The sequence below is a fragment of the Pseudoalteromonas gelatinilytica genome (genome assembly GCF_001641615.1).
GTDB lineage: Bacteria > Pseudomonadota > Gammaproteobacteria > Enterobacterales > Alteromonadaceae > Pseudoalteromonas > Pseudoalteromonas gelatinilytica.
Window position 1 is genome coordinate 404,927 of the sequence record NZ_LRRU01000020.1, and the last position, 17,101, is coordinate 422,027.

Annotated in this window: 14 protein-coding genes; all 14 read right to left on the reverse strand. The window is 44.8% G+C overall.

Features of this window, described 5'->3' with window-relative positions; translation table 11 throughout:
* Positions 1-2 precede the first annotated feature (2 nt).
* Positions 3-7,217: a phage tail protein gene (locus NH153_RS14815; protein WP_063705172.1), complete on the reverse strand. Its 7,215-nt coding sequence runs from the start codon at positions 7,215-7,217 to the stop codon at positions 3-5.
* The gene (locus NH153_RS14820) at positions 7,210-7,620 is read right to left on the reverse strand and encodes a DUF6950 family protein (protein WP_063705174.1); all 411 of its coding nucleotides are present in this window, start codon (positions 7,618-7,620) and stop codon (positions 7,210-7,212) included. The genes NH153_RS14815 and NH153_RS14820 overlap by 8 nt, the downstream gene beginning before the upstream one ends.
* Positions 7,604-8,194 carry a hypothetical protein gene (locus tag NH153_RS14825; protein WP_063705176.1) on the reverse strand — a complete coding sequence of 197 codons (591 nt, stop codon included), beginning with the start codon at positions 8,192-8,194 and terminating at the stop codon, positions 7,604-7,606. Before NH153_RS14825 ends, NH153_RS14820 begins: the two co-directional genes overlap by 17 nt.
* Positions 8,194-8,802: a hypothetical protein gene (locus NH153_RS14830; RefSeq protein ID WP_240494378.1), complete on the reverse strand. Its 609-nt coding sequence runs from the start codon at positions 8,800-8,802 to the stop codon at positions 8,194-8,196. The genes NH153_RS14825 and NH153_RS14830 overlap by 1 nt, the downstream gene beginning before the upstream one ends.
* A gap of 150 nt (positions 8,803-8,952) precedes the next feature.
* The gene (locus tag NH153_RS14835; protein WP_240494379.1) at positions 8,953-12,351 is read right to left on the reverse strand and encodes a tape measure protein; all 3,399 of its coding nucleotides are present in this window, start codon (positions 12,349-12,351) and stop codon (positions 8,953-8,955) included.
* On the reverse strand, positions 12,311-12,661 hold the full coding sequence (locus tag NH153_RS14840) for a hypothetical protein (RefSeq protein ID WP_063705178.1): 351 nt from the start codon (positions 12,659-12,661) through the stop codon (positions 12,311-12,313). Before NH153_RS14840 ends, NH153_RS14835 begins: the two co-directional genes overlap by 41 nt.
* Positions 12,662-12,681: 20 nt before the next feature.
* Positions 12,682-13,008 carry a hypothetical protein gene (locus NH153_RS14845; RefSeq protein ID WP_063706164.1) on the reverse strand — a complete coding sequence of 109 codons (327 nt, stop codon included), beginning with the start codon at positions 13,006-13,008 and terminating at the stop codon, positions 12,682-12,684.
* Between the two features lie 195 nt (positions 13,009-13,203).
* Positions 13,204-14,100, reverse strand: coding sequence for a hypothetical protein (locus NH153_RS14855; protein ID WP_082874081.1), 897 nt, complete (start codon positions 14,098-14,100; stop codon positions 13,204-13,206).
* Positions 14,097-14,300 (reverse strand): hypothetical protein, encoded by a 204-nt coding sequence (locus tag NH153_RS14860; protein WP_063705182.1) that lies wholly within the window; start codon positions 14,298-14,300, stop codon positions 14,097-14,099. Before NH153_RS14860 ends, NH153_RS14855 begins: the two co-directional genes overlap by 4 nt.
* Positions 14,297-14,740 (reverse strand): phage tail terminator protein, encoded by a 444-nt coding sequence (locus NH153_RS14865; RefSeq protein ID WP_063705184.1) that lies wholly within the window; start codon positions 14,738-14,740, stop codon positions 14,297-14,299. Before NH153_RS14865 ends, NH153_RS14860 begins: the two co-directional genes overlap by 4 nt.
* Positions 14,741-14,762: 22 nt before the next feature.
* Positions 14,763-15,185, reverse strand: a complete 423-nt coding sequence (locus NH153_RS14870) for a phage virion morphogenesis protein (RefSeq protein WP_063705186.1) — start codon at positions 15,183-15,185, stop codon at positions 14,763-14,765.
* A gap of 2 nt (positions 15,186-15,187) precedes the next feature.
* The gene (locus tag NH153_RS14875) at positions 15,188-15,655 is read right to left on the reverse strand and encodes a phage protein Gp36 family protein (protein ID WP_063705188.1); all 468 of its coding nucleotides are present in this window, start codon (positions 15,653-15,655) and stop codon (positions 15,188-15,190) included.
* A gap of 73 nt (positions 15,656-15,728) precedes the next feature.
* Positions 15,729-16,664 (reverse strand): hypothetical protein, encoded by a 936-nt coding sequence (locus tag NH153_RS14880; protein ID WP_063705190.1) that lies wholly within the window; start codon positions 16,662-16,664, stop codon positions 15,729-15,731.
* A gap of 41 nt (positions 16,665-16,705) precedes the next feature.
* On the reverse strand, positions 16,706-17,101 hold the full coding sequence (locus tag NH153_RS14885) for a DUF2190 family protein (protein ID WP_063705193.1): 396 nt from the start codon (positions 17,099-17,101) through the stop codon (positions 16,706-16,708).

The following is a 17,101-nucleotide window of genomic DNA, read 5'->3' on the forward strand; positions in this document are numbered from 1 at the left end:
AGTTAGTCCTCTGTCGATACTAATGTTAGTTTTTGAGTTGGTTTATAACTACCGCTTGTTGCCAGTGCATTGCGGCTCGTTATAGCGAGTTTGTAAGTTCTATCGGTGGTTGTTTTCTTGTTGTCTGTATAGGTGAATGAACCGGAACAGCTTTGCGTGCCAATCCAGTCATACATGTTTGATTCACCGTCATAGATATTGTGTACGCCAGATTCACCCGTGAAACTTTGCGTTTTACGGGTAATCCAACTGCCCGATACATTCTCATAAAGAGCAATGGTGTATGATGGTTCTGAAGGCGCTGAAACAGGTGAACTGCTTCGGCCTGAGCCACGCGAAGTGGCCATAAGAGAACACACGATATCTATAACGCCACCATTTGAACCGAATGGTCCAATTGTTACATTGGCTGTAGATGAAAGGTCCGACGTTGTTAGTGCAGTGCTTAATACACCGGATGAAATAGCGCCACCGAAGTAGGCATTACCAGCAGTATCTTTCCACTCAATCGCATTTGCTTTAGTAAGTGCGGCTAAGTTCGGAAGGCCCGCACTCATGATTTTTGGCCCAAACCAATACCAAAGGTTATCTGGACCAAAGCCAGTGGCGAGTTCAATTTTCATGAACGCACCGCCTATCAAGTCAATGCGCGGTGATTCCATACGTGAACCAGCTCGAATTGCACGTGCATCAAGGGTATCGTCGATAATGGCGCTGCCATGTACTTGTAATGTGTAACTAACCCACGAAGAACCATTAAATCGTTTTGTCGTTTGAATAGCTGGGTCGGATGATTTGTAAATCGTGACACGATCATGAATAACGGGTGAGCCTGGTACGTTCGCATTCGCGACTGAATCAGACCACGCTCCTGATGATGTCGCTACATCAACAGTGATAGAACCACGAGTACCATCAGCGCCATCTTGACCGTTTAGACCATCGTTTCCGTCTTGGCCATCATTACCATTTTGCCCGTCAGCGCCTTTATCACCTTTAATGATGTATTCGACAGGTGAGGACCACCCCGTATTAGTCCAGGCATTATCTACTAATCGCCAACGTGTTTTTGACACCCAGGTAATTTGCCCATCGATATAAACAGGGGTATCAGACCAATAAGTAGGGAAGGTTTCAGATGTGCCATTAAAAGAACCACCTGATGGTGTTGAAGGTTTAGATGGAGCAGCTATAAATATGTAACTAACAAAGCTGCCGTCATTACCATCAAAGTAATCTGTGCCTTTAACTGGTGTATAACCGTCTGAACCGTTTTCTCCATCTTCGCCATCGCTTACAATTACACTATTACCTTCACCGTCGGTGATTGTGTAGGTACCATCCCCGTTATTTGTAACTGTTGGTATAGGAGCATTTTCACCATCACGGATTGTTATTTGCTCGGTACCATTACTGATAGTGTAAGAACCGTCAGGGTTCGTAGAGAATGTTGGTGTGATCCCATCTTTGCCGTCTTGACCATCGATGCCATTTGTACCATCTTTACCATCTTGCGCTTTGATATCATCAAGGTTTCGTACTGTGTGGCCATCACTCAGAACTAAACGGCCTTTAAATACATGTACAGGATTAGACGGGTCGGTGTTATCAATATAAGAGGTCGGATAGAACTGACCATCAACGACAACACCAAACCGGAGCAGGTCGGCACCAATATCAATGTTGCCTGTCTCGCCATCGTTGTAACCGGCTATCGAGACAATGCGCCCGTTGTTGTCGAGCGTCCAGCCGCCACGCGCCACTAATTTACCTTCAACGGTTTCAAACACTTGGCGCAGCTGCTTAATACTTGCAGTACTTTCACCGTTGCTGATCTGAAGGTTCTCGATATATTCAGCTAATGGGCCTGCAAGCCATGTTCCACCATCCGCCACACATTGTACGGCATCCTTTTCACTTGTGATTTGACCTTCAGCATTTACGCAGTAACCAACTGCTGTACGGGTGTATTGCTGGGCTGTTGATACGGCGGCACTTCTAGCGGCTTCAGTGTCTTCGTCGATTTTTGCTGTTAGCGTTTGTTGTAACTCAGTATAAGCCTGCTCTTGACTTGCAAAGGTTTCTGCCACTTCATCAAATTGCGAAATAGTATCGGCAACGAACGATTCAAACTCTTGGTCGCGAAGTGTGTTCGCTTCATCAATCGTCGCTATCGCCGTTGTAACATCACTAAAACGGGCACTCACATTTTCAAACGTTGCTTGATAACGTTGGTCGCGTATTACACTTGATTGGTATTGGTTAGATACCGCTTGATTTAAGCTCGTAATAATTGCTTTGCTGTCGTTAAACAGCGCAGCCAGTTCCAGCTGCTGCTGTGCCAGGCTTTCAACTTCTGTTGTTTGGGCTTGTAGTTTTTCGTTTGCAAAGGCTGCTTTAACGTCGAGCTCTGCAAGTTCGTTATCACGAATTAAGGCATTATATGCAGCAATCACAGCGTTTAAGTCACTTGCTTGCTGCGCTTGGTTTAAGCCTTGAATTTGCATGATACTTGTCGATATTGAGCCTTCAGCGGCATCTAAGCGCTCTTGTACGTCTGAAAACTTAGCGTCTACACCGTCTTCTTGTTCGTTATATGCAGTAATACGCTGTGCAATGTAAGCCTCAGCACCATTAATAAACTGTTGAGCGTTGTTTGCTTTTTGGAGAGTGTCATTGTCTGCAAATTGCTGAAGGGTCGCGCTGATTTTGTATGTAGCATCAAATGTATTTAGTGACTGCTGTACATTACTTTGAGTTTGGAAGCCTTGCAGCGTAACCCATGCCGCGCTAATTTCTACAGCTCTTTGAACTGCAGGACCATCAACCCACGTATGTCCTGCGGCATCACAGGCTACGGCATCATCTTCATCAACACGGTTTCCTTGTTCATCAACACAATAACCAGTTACAGCGCGAGTAAACTCATTGGCTGTGGCAAGCATGGCTAAATCTTGGGTTTGAAACTCAATACGTAACTGAGAACCCATGCTTGCACGGGCTTGCTGCTCTGTTAATAATGCTTCATCAAGGGTGCTTATATCTGTTTCAGCTTCGCCCATGCGAACGCTTAGTTGCTGCTGTGCTGTGGCCGTTACACTAATATCATCGGCATTTGCTTGTATTAAATCATACGCAAAGGCGATGTTATCGTTGATACCATTTGGTTTATTAACAAATTGCGTAATGATGTTTTCAATAGTGCCATTGGCAGCATCAACCCATTGCTTTGCTTCTTTGGCTGCGTCAATAATGCCATCTTCGTTGATTTGCTGAATGGTCGCTGTAACACCGTATTGGCTATCAAGTGTGCTGATAAACTGCTCTACATTAGACGCTGTTTGATAACCCTTATCTGTGACAAATACCGCCGTATATTCATTGATGAGATCTATCAATGGACCATCAATCCATTGATGACCTGCAGCGATACATGCCATTGCATCTATTTCATCTACGCGGTTTCCTTGTGCATCAACACAATAGCCCACCATTGCCGTTAATTGCTCATTCGCCTGGGCAACTGAGCGTTCACCTTCACGTGTAATTTCAGCGCGCAGGGTACGTTCAGCGCTACTGCGTGCTGAGCGCTCATTAGCAAAAGCTTGGTTTAAGCTTGTTAAATAGGCTTGGTTTTGTGCAAAAGCACTAACAAGCTCTAATTGTTGCGATGAAATAGAGGCAACATCATTGGTAACAGCAGTGAGCTTTTCATTAGCAACAGCTAAGCTATAGCCTTGCTCAGCTAAATCCTTGTCTTGTTGCAGCTGGTTATATGCCTGGATAATGTCTGCTAAGCCCTGGCTTTTAACATCAAGTTCAAGGCCGCTGATTTGGCTAACACTTTGGCTTATTTCGCCCTGGATTGCGTCTAGGCTTCGCTCAGCAGTCGCAATTCGCTCATTAACGCCATTTTCACTGTTTAAAACACTGTTTACTTGCTCGCGTATCTTGGCATTAGCACCATCAATCCAAGTTTGTGCGGCATTCGCCTTTAAGATTGTGTCGTTGTCAGAAAATGACTGTAATACAGCACTAATATTGTATTGGGTATTAAACGAGTCTATTAACGCTTGAACGTTACTTTGCGTTTGAAAGCCTAGTGCATTGACCCAAGCCGTGGTTGCGTACTGGGCCATGATACCGGTGCGCGCATTTATATCATTTTCAAGTGTTGTCGTGCGCGCGGTAATGTCAGCAAGGGCCAAGTCGTTCGCGCCACGTTTACCAACTTCTATCGAGTCGATATCACATGAGCCTAAATCAAACGCAAGGCTAGTGATTGTACCCGCATAACCTGCTGTGCCAGTTGCATCAAGGGTCAACGTTTCCCAATCATCCGTCGTTGGCTCACGTAAATGGAGTAGGGTAGCGCCACCATTAAAGGTGATATTCCCTTTCCATGTTGAGCCCGTATGCTTACGCACACGAATACGAAACATCGGGTTTTCTGATGCATCAAAGCTGACTGTTGGTGTCACAATTTGGCTCGTCGCGACAATATAGCCTTGTGCGTTATGGCTATCCGTGCCCGTAAAGCCTTCAACGCCTGTATTAAATTGCCAGCTGTAGGCAGGCTGTAATGCTGCAAGGGCACCGGCTATTTGGCCTTCAACTTGTGCAAAGGTCGCCCGTTGATTGATTTGGGCCGCTTGAATGACTAACGTTGCTTCGGCTTGCGTAATACGGTTTTGTGATTGCGCTATTTGCTTCGCATTGAGCGTAATTTTACTTTCTGCACCTTCAATAAGTAGCTGGGCGCTTTCAAAGCTTTCATCTGTGTAGGCATATGCTCGATTAACGATAGTGCCGGTATCTTGATCAACATACACAGCCGCATCGATTAAACGCTCATTGTTAAACGCTCTGCGTTCGTATTCATTACGCCAATTTGTATAAGCGCTCGATACATCGATGAGCGTTAAGCCTAAGTCCTGCTGCTGTAGGCGCTGGTTTTCAATAGCGATTTGATTAATTTTGATTAGCGCAGGTAGGCTGTTGTTCTTTGTTGCATCCAGTACTTCAGTGACACGCTCTAAATCATTTATTTTACTGTTTGATTGTGCAAGCTGGCTTTGTAAGTTGTTTGGGTTCTCTTCATCAATGACCTCTACTTTTTCAGCAAGGCCCGTAATCGCATCAATATTCTTAGCAATAAGCGATGGTAAGTTATTCTCTGTTTCAGGGCGTAAACGGTCGACTTGCTGATTAATATCGTTAATTAAATTTTGTGCTTCTTGGCTTAAACGCGTAAGGGGAAGCTCGTTGATAAACTCGGTTAAGTCGACTGTCGTTGTAGTGGCCGATACATCCACCCACGCGGATGAACCTAAGTGGTTCACACTGCGTACTCTAAAGTTGTATTCGGTTTCGCTCTTCAAACCAATGCGGTTATAAATCTGTGCTAAAACACGTTCACCCGATTGCGGCTGTGCGGTTGTCCCTAAGAACTCCCATTCAAACTGGGTACCAATGCCTGCAGCAGCAAGCTCGGCTGTCAGGGTGATTTGATTGTAATCAGCTAGTACGTGCACAACCGGTATCGATGGGGTAAGTACGCTAAACTGCACACCGACTGTATCAGAGCGTTGGCCAAAAATATTTCTAGCGCTAATACGAGCCGTGTATTCACCAAGTGCCAGCTTAGGGATAGTGACTTGTGTGTACGTTACAGTTGTTTTAAATACAGGCTCTGTTGATGATGTATTAATAAACTCAACATCGTACTCATGTACAGCAAGCGGTGTAGGGTGGTTCCACTTTACAATGCCGTTTCCATCACCATCAATCGTTACCCGTACATCAAAAATAGGCTGTGGACGGCCCACCAAATAATCACTGTTTGGTGTTAAATCTTGTGCGCCTGGTATTAGGTTATCACCCCACAAGCCTGGGCCATCTTCGATACACATTAGCGTTACGCCGCCATCTAAACGAAAACGACGCTCTGTAACTCGGTAGATTTTATTGGTGATCGATTCACTTGGTAAGTTTAAGTAAACAGTTCTACCAACAGCTGCAGCCAAACCTTTGTGCTTAAGGGGTAATTCAATTTCACCTAAGCGTGTTTGCTCTAGGTGTATGGTCGCTAAGCGCTGTGCGGTGGTGCTACTTCTAACAAAGGGGAGCGTTATTGATTTTTCTAGTATCTGATTATCACGTTCCTGGTATGCAGCTGATATCACCGGTGGCGCATCTGTGCGTTCATAGTTTTGTTCAGGATCAGTGAATGTGGCACGCACAACGTTAGCACGGTCGCGTAAATCCGCGTGCCATTTAATTTTAATGTTACCGTGAACATCATCTGTATTAATGGTGTAAGTTGGGTTGCCATACCAAGCACCAACACGCACATACCATTGGCCCATTTGGCGAAAAATCTTACCCGCAAAACAGGCTTCAAGTTGGTTTAATACATCAAGGGGTTTAGTAGTGAATGTAAAGCTGCCATTGGTTGTATAACGTGGCTCAGTCGTGACATTACCGTCTTTATCAGTAAACTCGGCCTCTTCATCACATACGTTAATAGCGGCAATCCACCATTCAAGGGGTAAGCGCTCAAAAGGGACTTCATGCGCCCCATAAAAGCGTACATAGTGCAGGGCACATAACACCGCATTTTGTGACCAAAGCCATGTGGTTTCATCATCAGGGTCTTGATTTGTATCGCGCGGGTCCCACACCCGGGCACCGCGAATTAAAAACTCAGTATCGCTAATGCCATCCGGAAAGACTTCACGGTTATTTTCAAACTCAACAAAAATGTGTGCTTGGCCATACCCGATGTGTTCAGCAGTCCAACCTGCCATTTTAGCAACAGCTTTACTGTTCGCGGTTGTGTGTCGGCCATCACTTAATTCATAGTCCCAGCTCTCGCTTGGGTATTCAGTAAGCGGCTTATCAGCAATGTAGATTTCTTCGAGGGCATCAATCGGGGCACCATTAATTAGCACCACCATTTGAACAAATTTCTTTTTATCGCGCTCAACTTCAGCTTGGTGAGCAATAACCCCACCAACACGGTCACGGCCAAAAGTAATGCGGCGTGGTTGGTCTATACCTTTTTGTAAACCTTTAGCAAGTGTTGCAAGGTCCTCTTCAGGCACATCAGGGGTGAGCGAGTCCCACAATGCGCCCACCGTCTTATCATAGATACTACGACCAATGCCGAATAAGTCGCCGCCAGTGTCTACTACAGTATCGACAACTTTAGACATTGCGCGGCTCCAATGGGTAAACCGCTTTTACGCAGCTCATAGGTTTAGTCACAAGTCCATTTTCGCCAACACATACAACGGCATTAACTGTCACAATTCCGCCAACAAGCTCGCCGTTAAATTCAACAAGGGCGCAATCACCACGGCGCGCATACGAAACGGGAATTTCAGGGTTTAAACGGTCTTTAAACACACTTTGAACATCGTTTAAACCGCGTTTAAAGAGTTGTTTAAATGCGCCATTCTCAGAGCGGTACTTACCACGAAAATCTGCAGCAACGTCTTGGCCTGTCGCAAAGCGAACCCAATCAGCCACGAGTAGGCAGCAATCATTTTTGCCCCACTGAAACGGCATGCAATTACGTTGGTTTATAAAGGCGGCTAGTTTAACGGTGGCGTTCACGGCGTTTATTTCCTATGTAGTTACCAGGTTGTGTGTCAGGTAGGTTTTGTTTATTAGCAGACGCTTGCTCACTAAAAAAAGCATCATCAGGGAAGAGGGCGCGTTGTGTGGCATCATTCCAGCGCTGATGTAAGCGTGATTCTTTCCAGCGTTCACTTTCACCCGCCACACTTAATTGCACTTGTGATACTGCGCCGCGCTCTACATCGCACGCCACAATGTAGCCACTTTCAAGCAGCTGGCTTTGGCTTACGCGGTAGTGTTCATCCACGGTAACAAGGTAGATTTCGCAGGTGTGCCCAATAGGGTCATTTTCAGCGACTTCAGCCAGTACAGCAGTGTCTTGGGTATGCAGGGTTAAGCGAATACGAGCGCTGTCGTTCTTATCATTAGCGGGGATTTCACTGACGGTGCCCAGCATGCCTAAGCCATGCCAGGTTAAGTTTTTAAAGCGACGTTCACCCACACCTGTATGCAGTAATACATCACCGCTTTTAAATGCCAGGCGAACAAAGTAACGGGCGCGACCACTAGTGGCTAAATCAGCGAGTAACCCAGCGTTTAACGACTCCATTAAAACGCCTCCCGTCCTTTAATTTTCCAACTGGTGACAATGCCTTTTTTGTATTCAGCGCTATCGATGCCCTGGTTATTATCCGCAAGGCGAAACAAACCACGCGGCTGCTTAAAGGTGATTAAGGTGTTATCAGCAGGGATTTTACGCAGGGGTGATTCAAACACGACAGTGGCACGGCCAAGTGAATCACTGACCAAATCACCGGTTAAAATCTTTAGTTCTGTATTTTGGCCAACACCCACTTGCATACGTTCGCCAGCAACCAACAAGGTTTGGTTTAGCGGTAAACCATCAATATTTAGAATGTTACCGTCTTGATTTGCACCACGCACATACCCAGTAAAATCTTTATCAAGTTGCTCGCGACGGTAATCAAATAGGGTAAAGGTACCCACTTGGCCACGCAGGCTTGCAATAAACGCATCAAGCGCCAATGCTTCACGCTCAGGCACATTGGCTAATTCAATTTCAAACTCCCAGTAAGCACCCTCAAGGTCATACACCTCAGTGGCGTTATTGGCTTTGTTTAAATGCACTTGGCTATTCGGCACTAACTTAAAGTTAGAGCGTTTAGGGCGTTTGGGTAAGGGGAGTGGAACTGTCATTGTTACCAGGCTTTAAGTAAAACACTGGTAACGAGTATAAAATTTAGGGGAGTAGCTTTCGGCTGGAAACCGCTTTACATACAGTATATGTAAAGCGTATTTATAATAGCTAATTGATGGTAAAACACAATCTTATTTTGGTATTCGGACTTAAGCAGCGCCACGTATAGAGCGAATAATTGCACCATTACTTTGAATGTTGGCTACAACAACACCCACCACTTCACGCGCAATGTCTTGGCCAATAAGCTGAGCACTTTGTTCATTTGCTGAGCCTTTTACGTTAATTTGGTTTGTTATATTTAACGTAACACCACGACTAACTGTATCATTAGCTGCAGCAGTTCCTGCGTTATAGCGGCGCGCCATTTGGCTAATTTCAATGTTTTGTTTAGGGCTTAATACACGCTCACCACGTTGTAATACATAGGTTGATTCATTAGGTACGTAATCTAAACCACCGTGCGCAATACCTGCTGGCTGTTGATTTTTAATTTGCCTAACTTGCTGTAAGCCAAGACCGACTGCAGCAGCTGCAGCGACACCACCTAGCACAGGGCCCACAATCGGAATACCTGCAAGAGAGTTAAAAGCAGCCGTGGCACTTTGGTAAGTATTGATAATGGCTTGTGCTATAGCAAACGCTTTATATGTCTTAAACGCAGTTTTGCTTTGGCTTGCCATGGTTTTGAATGTGGCAGCACCTAAACCGATAATAGCCTGTGCTTTGTCTGCTTCAGTTTGTTTTTCAAAATTAGCGAAGGCAACAATGTTACTTTGTAGGGCACCGGCATAGCGGTTCTTAATTTGAAATAAGCGCTCTTGGTGTGCAGCCTCATCAGCTTCACGCTGAGAATAATAGCCGGCAGCTGCATTTAATTCAGTTTGACGTTCAAGATCACGAATTTGATTATCAGCGTTGTATTGCAGCTCGCCACTGTCATCGTTAGCAGCCAAACCTAAAGTAGCGCGGCGTTTTGCATCAACGCGTGCTTGTTGCCTTGCTTGCTCAACACGTAGCTCATTATTATAGGCTGCTAGTTGCTCTCTATCTGCAAACCCTTTAATGATCGCTATACGATTATCTAGATCTCTGCGTAAGTCATTTTTACGCTTTTCTTCAGCTTGGTTTTGAATACGAATTTTTTCAGCTTCACGCTTTTCGACTAGCGCTTTTACATCGTCAGAATACTTTGTGTCTAACTGTTTAAGTATTGCATCGTATTTTGCTTTATTAGCTACATCGTTTTCACGGGCAGTGATCACCATTTGGCGCTGTTTGTCGTAACTGATCTTTAGCCTTACTTCCTCACCCGCTAAGCGCTCTTGTAACCGTTTTATATTCTCTGGTAATTCAGATGCAGATTCAGGTTGGTCAGACTTAGGTGCGGTCCACTTAATCTCGCTTAAATTCTTTTCAAAGTTAGCAATCTCTGTGGCCGTGTCCATTAACTTAGCGCGTAACTCTGTTTGCTTATCAATGTACGATTCTAAACTTCTTATTTGACGGCTATAGGCCGATGCAGCACGCCCAGTAGGTGCTTGGTCTTGTTGCGCTTTTAAATCAGCAATTTTGCTATAGGCATCTTCAATATTTTTACTGTATTTACTGATTTCATTTTGATTATTACGCAGCTGTGTAGTGGCTTTTTTATTGGCAAGTGTGTCAAAAGCAGTAGAAAGATCATAAAGGTTTGTTTCAAGTTTTTTAGCGGCCACGCTTGAGGTATCACTTTGACTTGCAAAATAGGCAAGGGCGAGGCCAGCGGTCATGATCACACCGACAGGGCCACCTAAAAATCCCATGGCAACACTTAAACCACGTGATGCAATCGTTGCTCTAGTCGCCGCGACAGTATATGCATTTGTTGCTGCAGTTAGGTTAGCTTCAGAGGCTGCAGCTCTATTGTTCGTTGCGGCTAAACGTGTAATGGCCATTGCACGCGTACCAGCAGTTGATGCAGCTGCTAGTTGGCGTTTTGCCGCTGCATTTTCATATAACGCACGTTCCCGCTCAGCAATCGCATTTACCTTGGCTTGTTTAGCCAGGGCAGCATCAGCAAGTATTGCTTGGTTTTTTGCGGCTACATTTGCAATGTACCCTTGCGCACTTGCAGCCAAGCTTGACACTAAACGCCCAGCTAGAACTGTTGCTAACGCGCCTGTTGCAAATACTAAGTCATCTACAACCTCTTCGTTCTCGCGTAAATACGCCATTGTATCGGTAATACTGTCTACAACACTGGTAACAGCAAAGTTGACTGGCTCTTCATATTTACGGATTAAGCGCTGATATTCATTGCCCATTTCAGCAAAGCTTGCGTTTATCTTGCCTTCAGTCGCTTCAGCTGCACCGGCATAATCTTCTAGCGCTTTGATCAAATAGTTTTTGAACATTTGGCTTGTTACTTGGCCATCGTTCACCATTTGTCTAAAACCGCCAGCGGCTTTACCTGCTGCTTTATCGAGTTTTTGTAATAAGCCAGGCATTGGCTCAGTGACTTGGTTTAGCTCTTCAGCACGTAACACACCTGCAGTCATACCTTGTGTCATACCAAACAAGCTTTGGCCTAGTTGTACATTACTAGCACCTGTTTTAGCGGCTGCATTCGCCATACCTTCAAGTATTGCAATACCTTGCTCTTGGGTAACAACCCCCGCATCTTGAAGCGTTAATATTTTACTGTATGAATCGGCGAGGGTGGTGTAACTGGTATTCAGTCGGTCAGACGTTTCAAATAAATAGGCTTGCACCTTTTCATATTCACGCACTGAGCTTGTTAAGCCCTTTAGGCGGGTATCGAGAAGTTGTGCAGCACCGGTATCACGTACAAACATGGTCGCGGTACCAATACTCACAAGGGTAGTGAGCGTTGCACCTAATTGGCCGTAAGCCGTATTCATTAAACCGAGCTGGCGCGTCATCGCACCTTGTTGGCGCATCACAGCTGCTTGGCTTACACCTAATTGTTGATTGGCTGCAACTTGGCGTTGAATTGCTGCAGGCACACGATTTAAGTCGCTAACCGTTTTTCGTGTCAATACCTGTTGTTGCCTAGCCGTTTTAGCATACGATAACGCAGCTTTATTTTGAGCTGTAACTTGTCTCTGAATTGACTCTGGAACACGATTTAATTCGGTTACGCTCTGTCTTACACTTGCATTATTTTTTGCCGAAGTTGTTTTTTGAGATACTACTGATTTTTCATTTGCAACAGTTTGTTTATCTATTGCTTTGGGAAGAACATTTAACTCATTAGTGTAATTACGAACAGCGTTACTCTGTTGCTTCATTGCTGCAGCTTGGCTTACACCAACGCGTTGATATGCTGGTATTTGTTCATGTATTGCTATGGGGACTCTGTTTAAAGCAGAAGTTGTTTTATTGAAACTATCAACTTGCTTTGCAGACTCGTCTTTAGCAACCTTTGACTGCTCTTTTGCCGTTTCTTTAATGCGATTGATATCATTAACATTCTGGCGCGCACCTGCAGTAACAGCTTTGCCGTCATAACTTAAGCGTAACGCCAAATTCAAGTTGTTGCTCATCAGGTCGCCTTATTAATCCAATTATGGTGCGCTCTAGTGTTTGTACTTTGTCAAAGTCGGGTGGGGTCAGTGTTATGTTTGCATAGCGCCATGCAATATCAGCCCTGGCATAATCAAGGGCAAACTCAACCCCGTTATTATCTAACTGCCATTGACTCGATGCGGTAGTTATAGCGATTACTGCAACGTGATTAGCCGGCAATACAAATAATGTGTCGTCTTTGTCGTTTTTAGGCGCAGCTTTAACAGGTGCGCCAAAATGGGCTTCGTCGTCATCTAATGTTTGGCTTTGTGTTGCTAGGTCGCCCACAAACCACCTAGCAACATCGTTTAGTTTTTTTCCTGTACACGGTATTGCGCGTTAATACACTCAACACTGAGCCGTGCGGTTAAACCTGGATAAGCAAGCATTTCTTCAAGTGTGTCGGTTGCAAAGGGTACTTGTTTGCCTTCGTCAACAAACTCATCCCAGCCAATAAGTAAGTCACGAACAATTTCCTTATCATTCGCGCTTTGTTTGCCAGTAAGTTCTTCAAGCGTTTGTTCATCAACAATTTTAATTTTCGCTGTGAATTTGAACTGCACCCCCGCAAAGGTAAAATTTAACGGTGCTTCAGCTGATGTATTTTTCAATTCTTCTAAAAGTCTTAATTTCATTTTTAAGTTCACTTATATTCATTAGTCAGTCGTTTAGCCTCATCCTTTGCGGCTTTAAAACTACTAAATTTAAGAATGCCACTGCTATCTTTGCAGTAACTTGGCGCTTTTCCCTTTTGCTTCGCAATGACCGTGTAAAACTCCACGTTCCCTGTATCGATGTTTGTGACGTTGACAGCTTGAAAACGCATGGTATTACTCAAATACAATGGTGAGTTCATCGTAACCCGCACCACTGGGTACCAGCTTTCCATCAAACTCATAGCCTGTTAATTCAGAGTCAAGGCTTGTGTATTTAGGGTGGGGCATTTGATAGCGTCCAATAATGGTGACTTTTTTACCTGCAGCGGTACCGTGCGTAAATTCGAACAGTTGCACTTGGCCAACCGTTGCAAAGGGGTTGAAGCTTGCCAGTTCTTCAGCTGTAAGTGTAAAGTTGGCACTGCTTTCATGACCGGTGATCATAATTTCTTCGTGGTTAATGGCACGGTCAAATACCACGTTATTACCCAAATCAACGGTAAGCTTGTGTAGGGTCCGCTGAACATCATTTAACTTAAAGTCAGAGCTATTACTTACACCCAAAACTTCAGGGCGAACCCAACGGTCCCAATCAACAACCGGTGCAGCAGCACTTGCAATAGGCGCACTAAATAAGCCTTTAAATTGCCAGTTAAGCATTGGCTTACCTTTTTCAAGCTGTAAGCTCACATTACCTTTCATTTCACTGATTGAGTGCGTGTTCTTACCAAAGCGAACTAAGCACTTAACAGCAACAGCTGCACCTTTCGTAAATGTCACGCTACTCGCATCAGCAACTTGCACCATGCCACAGGCAAGTAATAGGGGCGCAAAGGCAGGCTCATTACCAGCCGTGCCGCTCATAGCAAGAGGCGTTTTAAAGTTAAGGCTGATATGTTCACCGTAAAACGTTTCTAAGCTTGCACCGCTGTGGCTTGTTTCTAGCTCGTCTTTTTCGCTTTCGTTCTCGATGGCAAGTTCAACTTCACTTGCGTAAATTGCATGCATGCCTGTGAGTGTGGTGCCCAGGGCATCGGCTAAAATTAGTTTATCTTTAAAGCGCCAGCTCATGATTTACTCTCCACTTTAATTAACTCGCCATCTTTCAAGTTAAATGCGCCAGCAAGCTCTGTACGAGATGCCTTATTACTCGAAAGTACCTTGTTTACATTGTTCGCAATGGCCATAGCACGAGACACTTTAGGCTCTGTAATAACAACGCCTTTTTCTGGTGCGGGTTTTGTCGATTGCGATTCGGTTTGTTTGCTCATGGCATCACCTTCACAGTTACGGTATGAATACCAGTTACGCTGAACTGGCACTGATAAATTAAGTTGTTTGTTTCTTTGTTAAGCTCAATAGTGCGGCCTTTATCTAGCTTAATCGGGTCCCATCCTTGAAACTGGCAACCGGCTATGGCTTCTTTCACTTGGCCTCTTAACTCTTTAATTTCGGTATTACTGGTTGCGTTGCCCGTTAGGCAAGGAATAACAATCATCACTGCAAATGTTTCATGTACCTGGTATTCATCAAGCCCTGGTACTTGGTTTGTGTTCTGGTTATCTTCAGCAAGGGGCAAAACAAATAGGTGCGAACTATGCACCGCACGTTTCCTCACTTCGTTAAAGTCACTTGAAAACCCAAGCGTTGCTCTAATTGCAGATTGTTTAAGGACGGTTTCGACCTTGTTTAAATCAAAGTTAAATGACATTTAAACCCTCTTTAAACTCACTTTAAATTAACCAGTCTTCAACGATGTCGTTAATCTCTGCTTCTTGTATTGCTGCAATACCGAGTATTGGTCGCGCAGGCAGCTTTACGCTTTTATTGCGGCCAGCTTCACCACCAAAGTGGTGTATGGCGGCATACTTTTCACCAAGGCCATGCACTAACGTGTTGTAGCTCACGTTGTGTGTAACAGAGCCAGCTAAGCTGCGTGTATCGGTTAGTGTTAAACCGCCACGGTCTTTTGCAGCCTGTGACTGTTCCCACTTACGCCCTTCAGGTGTCATTTCACGTAAAAAGCGGGTGGTGACGTCCATGTCTAAAAATGCGCCGATATCGTCCAACACATCGGTAGCTCTTTCACTGGTTGTTGCAATTTGGCTCAGGCGGGGTAATGCATTACCCGATATATCGATAAATACCCCAGCCATCGTTAGTACCTGTCCCAGTCAAATTGAGAGCCTGCAGCTTTTGTTCGCATCCCAGTTCTTGAGCCTGCAGGCGCATCTTCCTTAATTTGGATCACACCTTTACTAACTTTGTCTAATAGGGCCATGGCCTTTTTACTCAGTTCTTTAAGGTGTTCGTCGGCGATATTGGTTGCCAATTCGCAGTGCATTAAATCAATTGCAATACCTGGCAAAACCGACGTATTAATATCGTCTTGTGTTAACTTAAAACGCGCTACAAAGCCCGTAATAGTGGCGTTAACGTCTTTTTGTGCTTCGCTGTACCAAGCAGCAATCTGCTGTTGTAACTCTGTTTCAGGCTCACCCAGTAATGCCGTTTCCACATCATCACGTGTAGGGTACGCACCTGGCTCTGCAAATTTTGCAGACACAAATTGCAACAGCACATTAATGCCAATTTTGTCGATAACTGTTTGAGTTGTCGTAAACATACATGCCTCAGTTAGTAAAAAAAGCCCCCGAGCTAGTCGGAACTGGGGGCTTTATCAGGGAAATACGCGTTAATTAATTCGGGTTAAGTACATTGGTTAGTAAGATGCCGCAGTCTTTTGCAATCACGACTTCTTTAACTGCTTCACCTACCATGACTTCTACACCACCATTTAAGCCTGCAGCTACATCGCGGTTAGAAGAGACACGCGAGCCATAACGTGCAGTCAGTGCAAATGTCATGCGGTTATTTTGGAACGACGCAAGCGGGTCGTGATAGGTAAACGATAAGTTGTCAGCAAAGGCACGTTTAAGCACAACGTCTTTGCCTTTCTTCGCCGTATTCAAACGAGCTTGGCCAACATTGATATGTTCAAGCTCAAGCTGTTCTAGAATCCAGCTCCAGGGCACTAGGCCCTTGTCGCCACTTGTACCGTTGTATGATTTAACAATATTAGGATGGGTACGAATTTTAGTAGCAACTGCTTGCGACATATTCATTGCGTTAGGGCGCATTAAAGGCTCATCAAGCATTTCAAGGAAGAACGGCAAGATATCAAGTTCTGGATCATCCAAGAACTTAAAGCCTGCGGCTGATAAACTTTCAGACTTACCGAAGTTCGATGCGGTGTTAAACAGCTCTGCAACACGAACCTCACGACCAAGTAGCACTAAATCAGTGATACTTTCAGCCGCATGTGTACGTGGGTTATAGTTAGCAGGTGCGTTATCCACATCATCATTTGGGATAACGTCTGATAAGCCGTGGTCTACAACTGAGCTTTCTTTTTCCGTTACTGAGAACTCAACTTGATTCGGGCCCGATTTACGGCCAATTTTAGTATCTGGCAACGTAAACTTGTCGCCTTTATTGTACTCAGTCCATTTAAATGCACGTTTACCAACAGGCGAATAGGGGGCTAATTGGTCAGCAATTAGCTTTTTGTTTTTATAAGCAATGGCAATGGCCGTTTGCTCTGTATCGGGTGTAAATGGCATACCATTACTCATGGCAATTCCTCACTTTATGAAATTAAGTTAACCCAAGCGCCTTACGCGCTTGGAATCGTCGCAATGAGTTGCGGCGCTAAAAAGATGTCACCAATGGTGCCAGCATCGCCGGTTTCCATTGCCCAGCCAGCAACATGAATTTGGGTTTCACCTACATAGTCTGCCAAATCCAATGCAATGGCTTTACCTTCGGCATCAGCAACAATTAAGTCACCGGCTGCAATATCACCACCAAATTCAACAGGGGCACTTTGTGTCATCACTACATCAACACGTAAATGGTTATCAGTGCCTTGCTCTGTTACGCCAGCAAATACCGCGCTTGCATCTGTTGCAGCAGCAACATGAAAATCTTCAAGTGCTGATACAACTACAAGGCGATTCGCTGTAATTGCTGAAACAGCCGAAAAGTTTCGAATAAATCCTGGTTGTGCCAT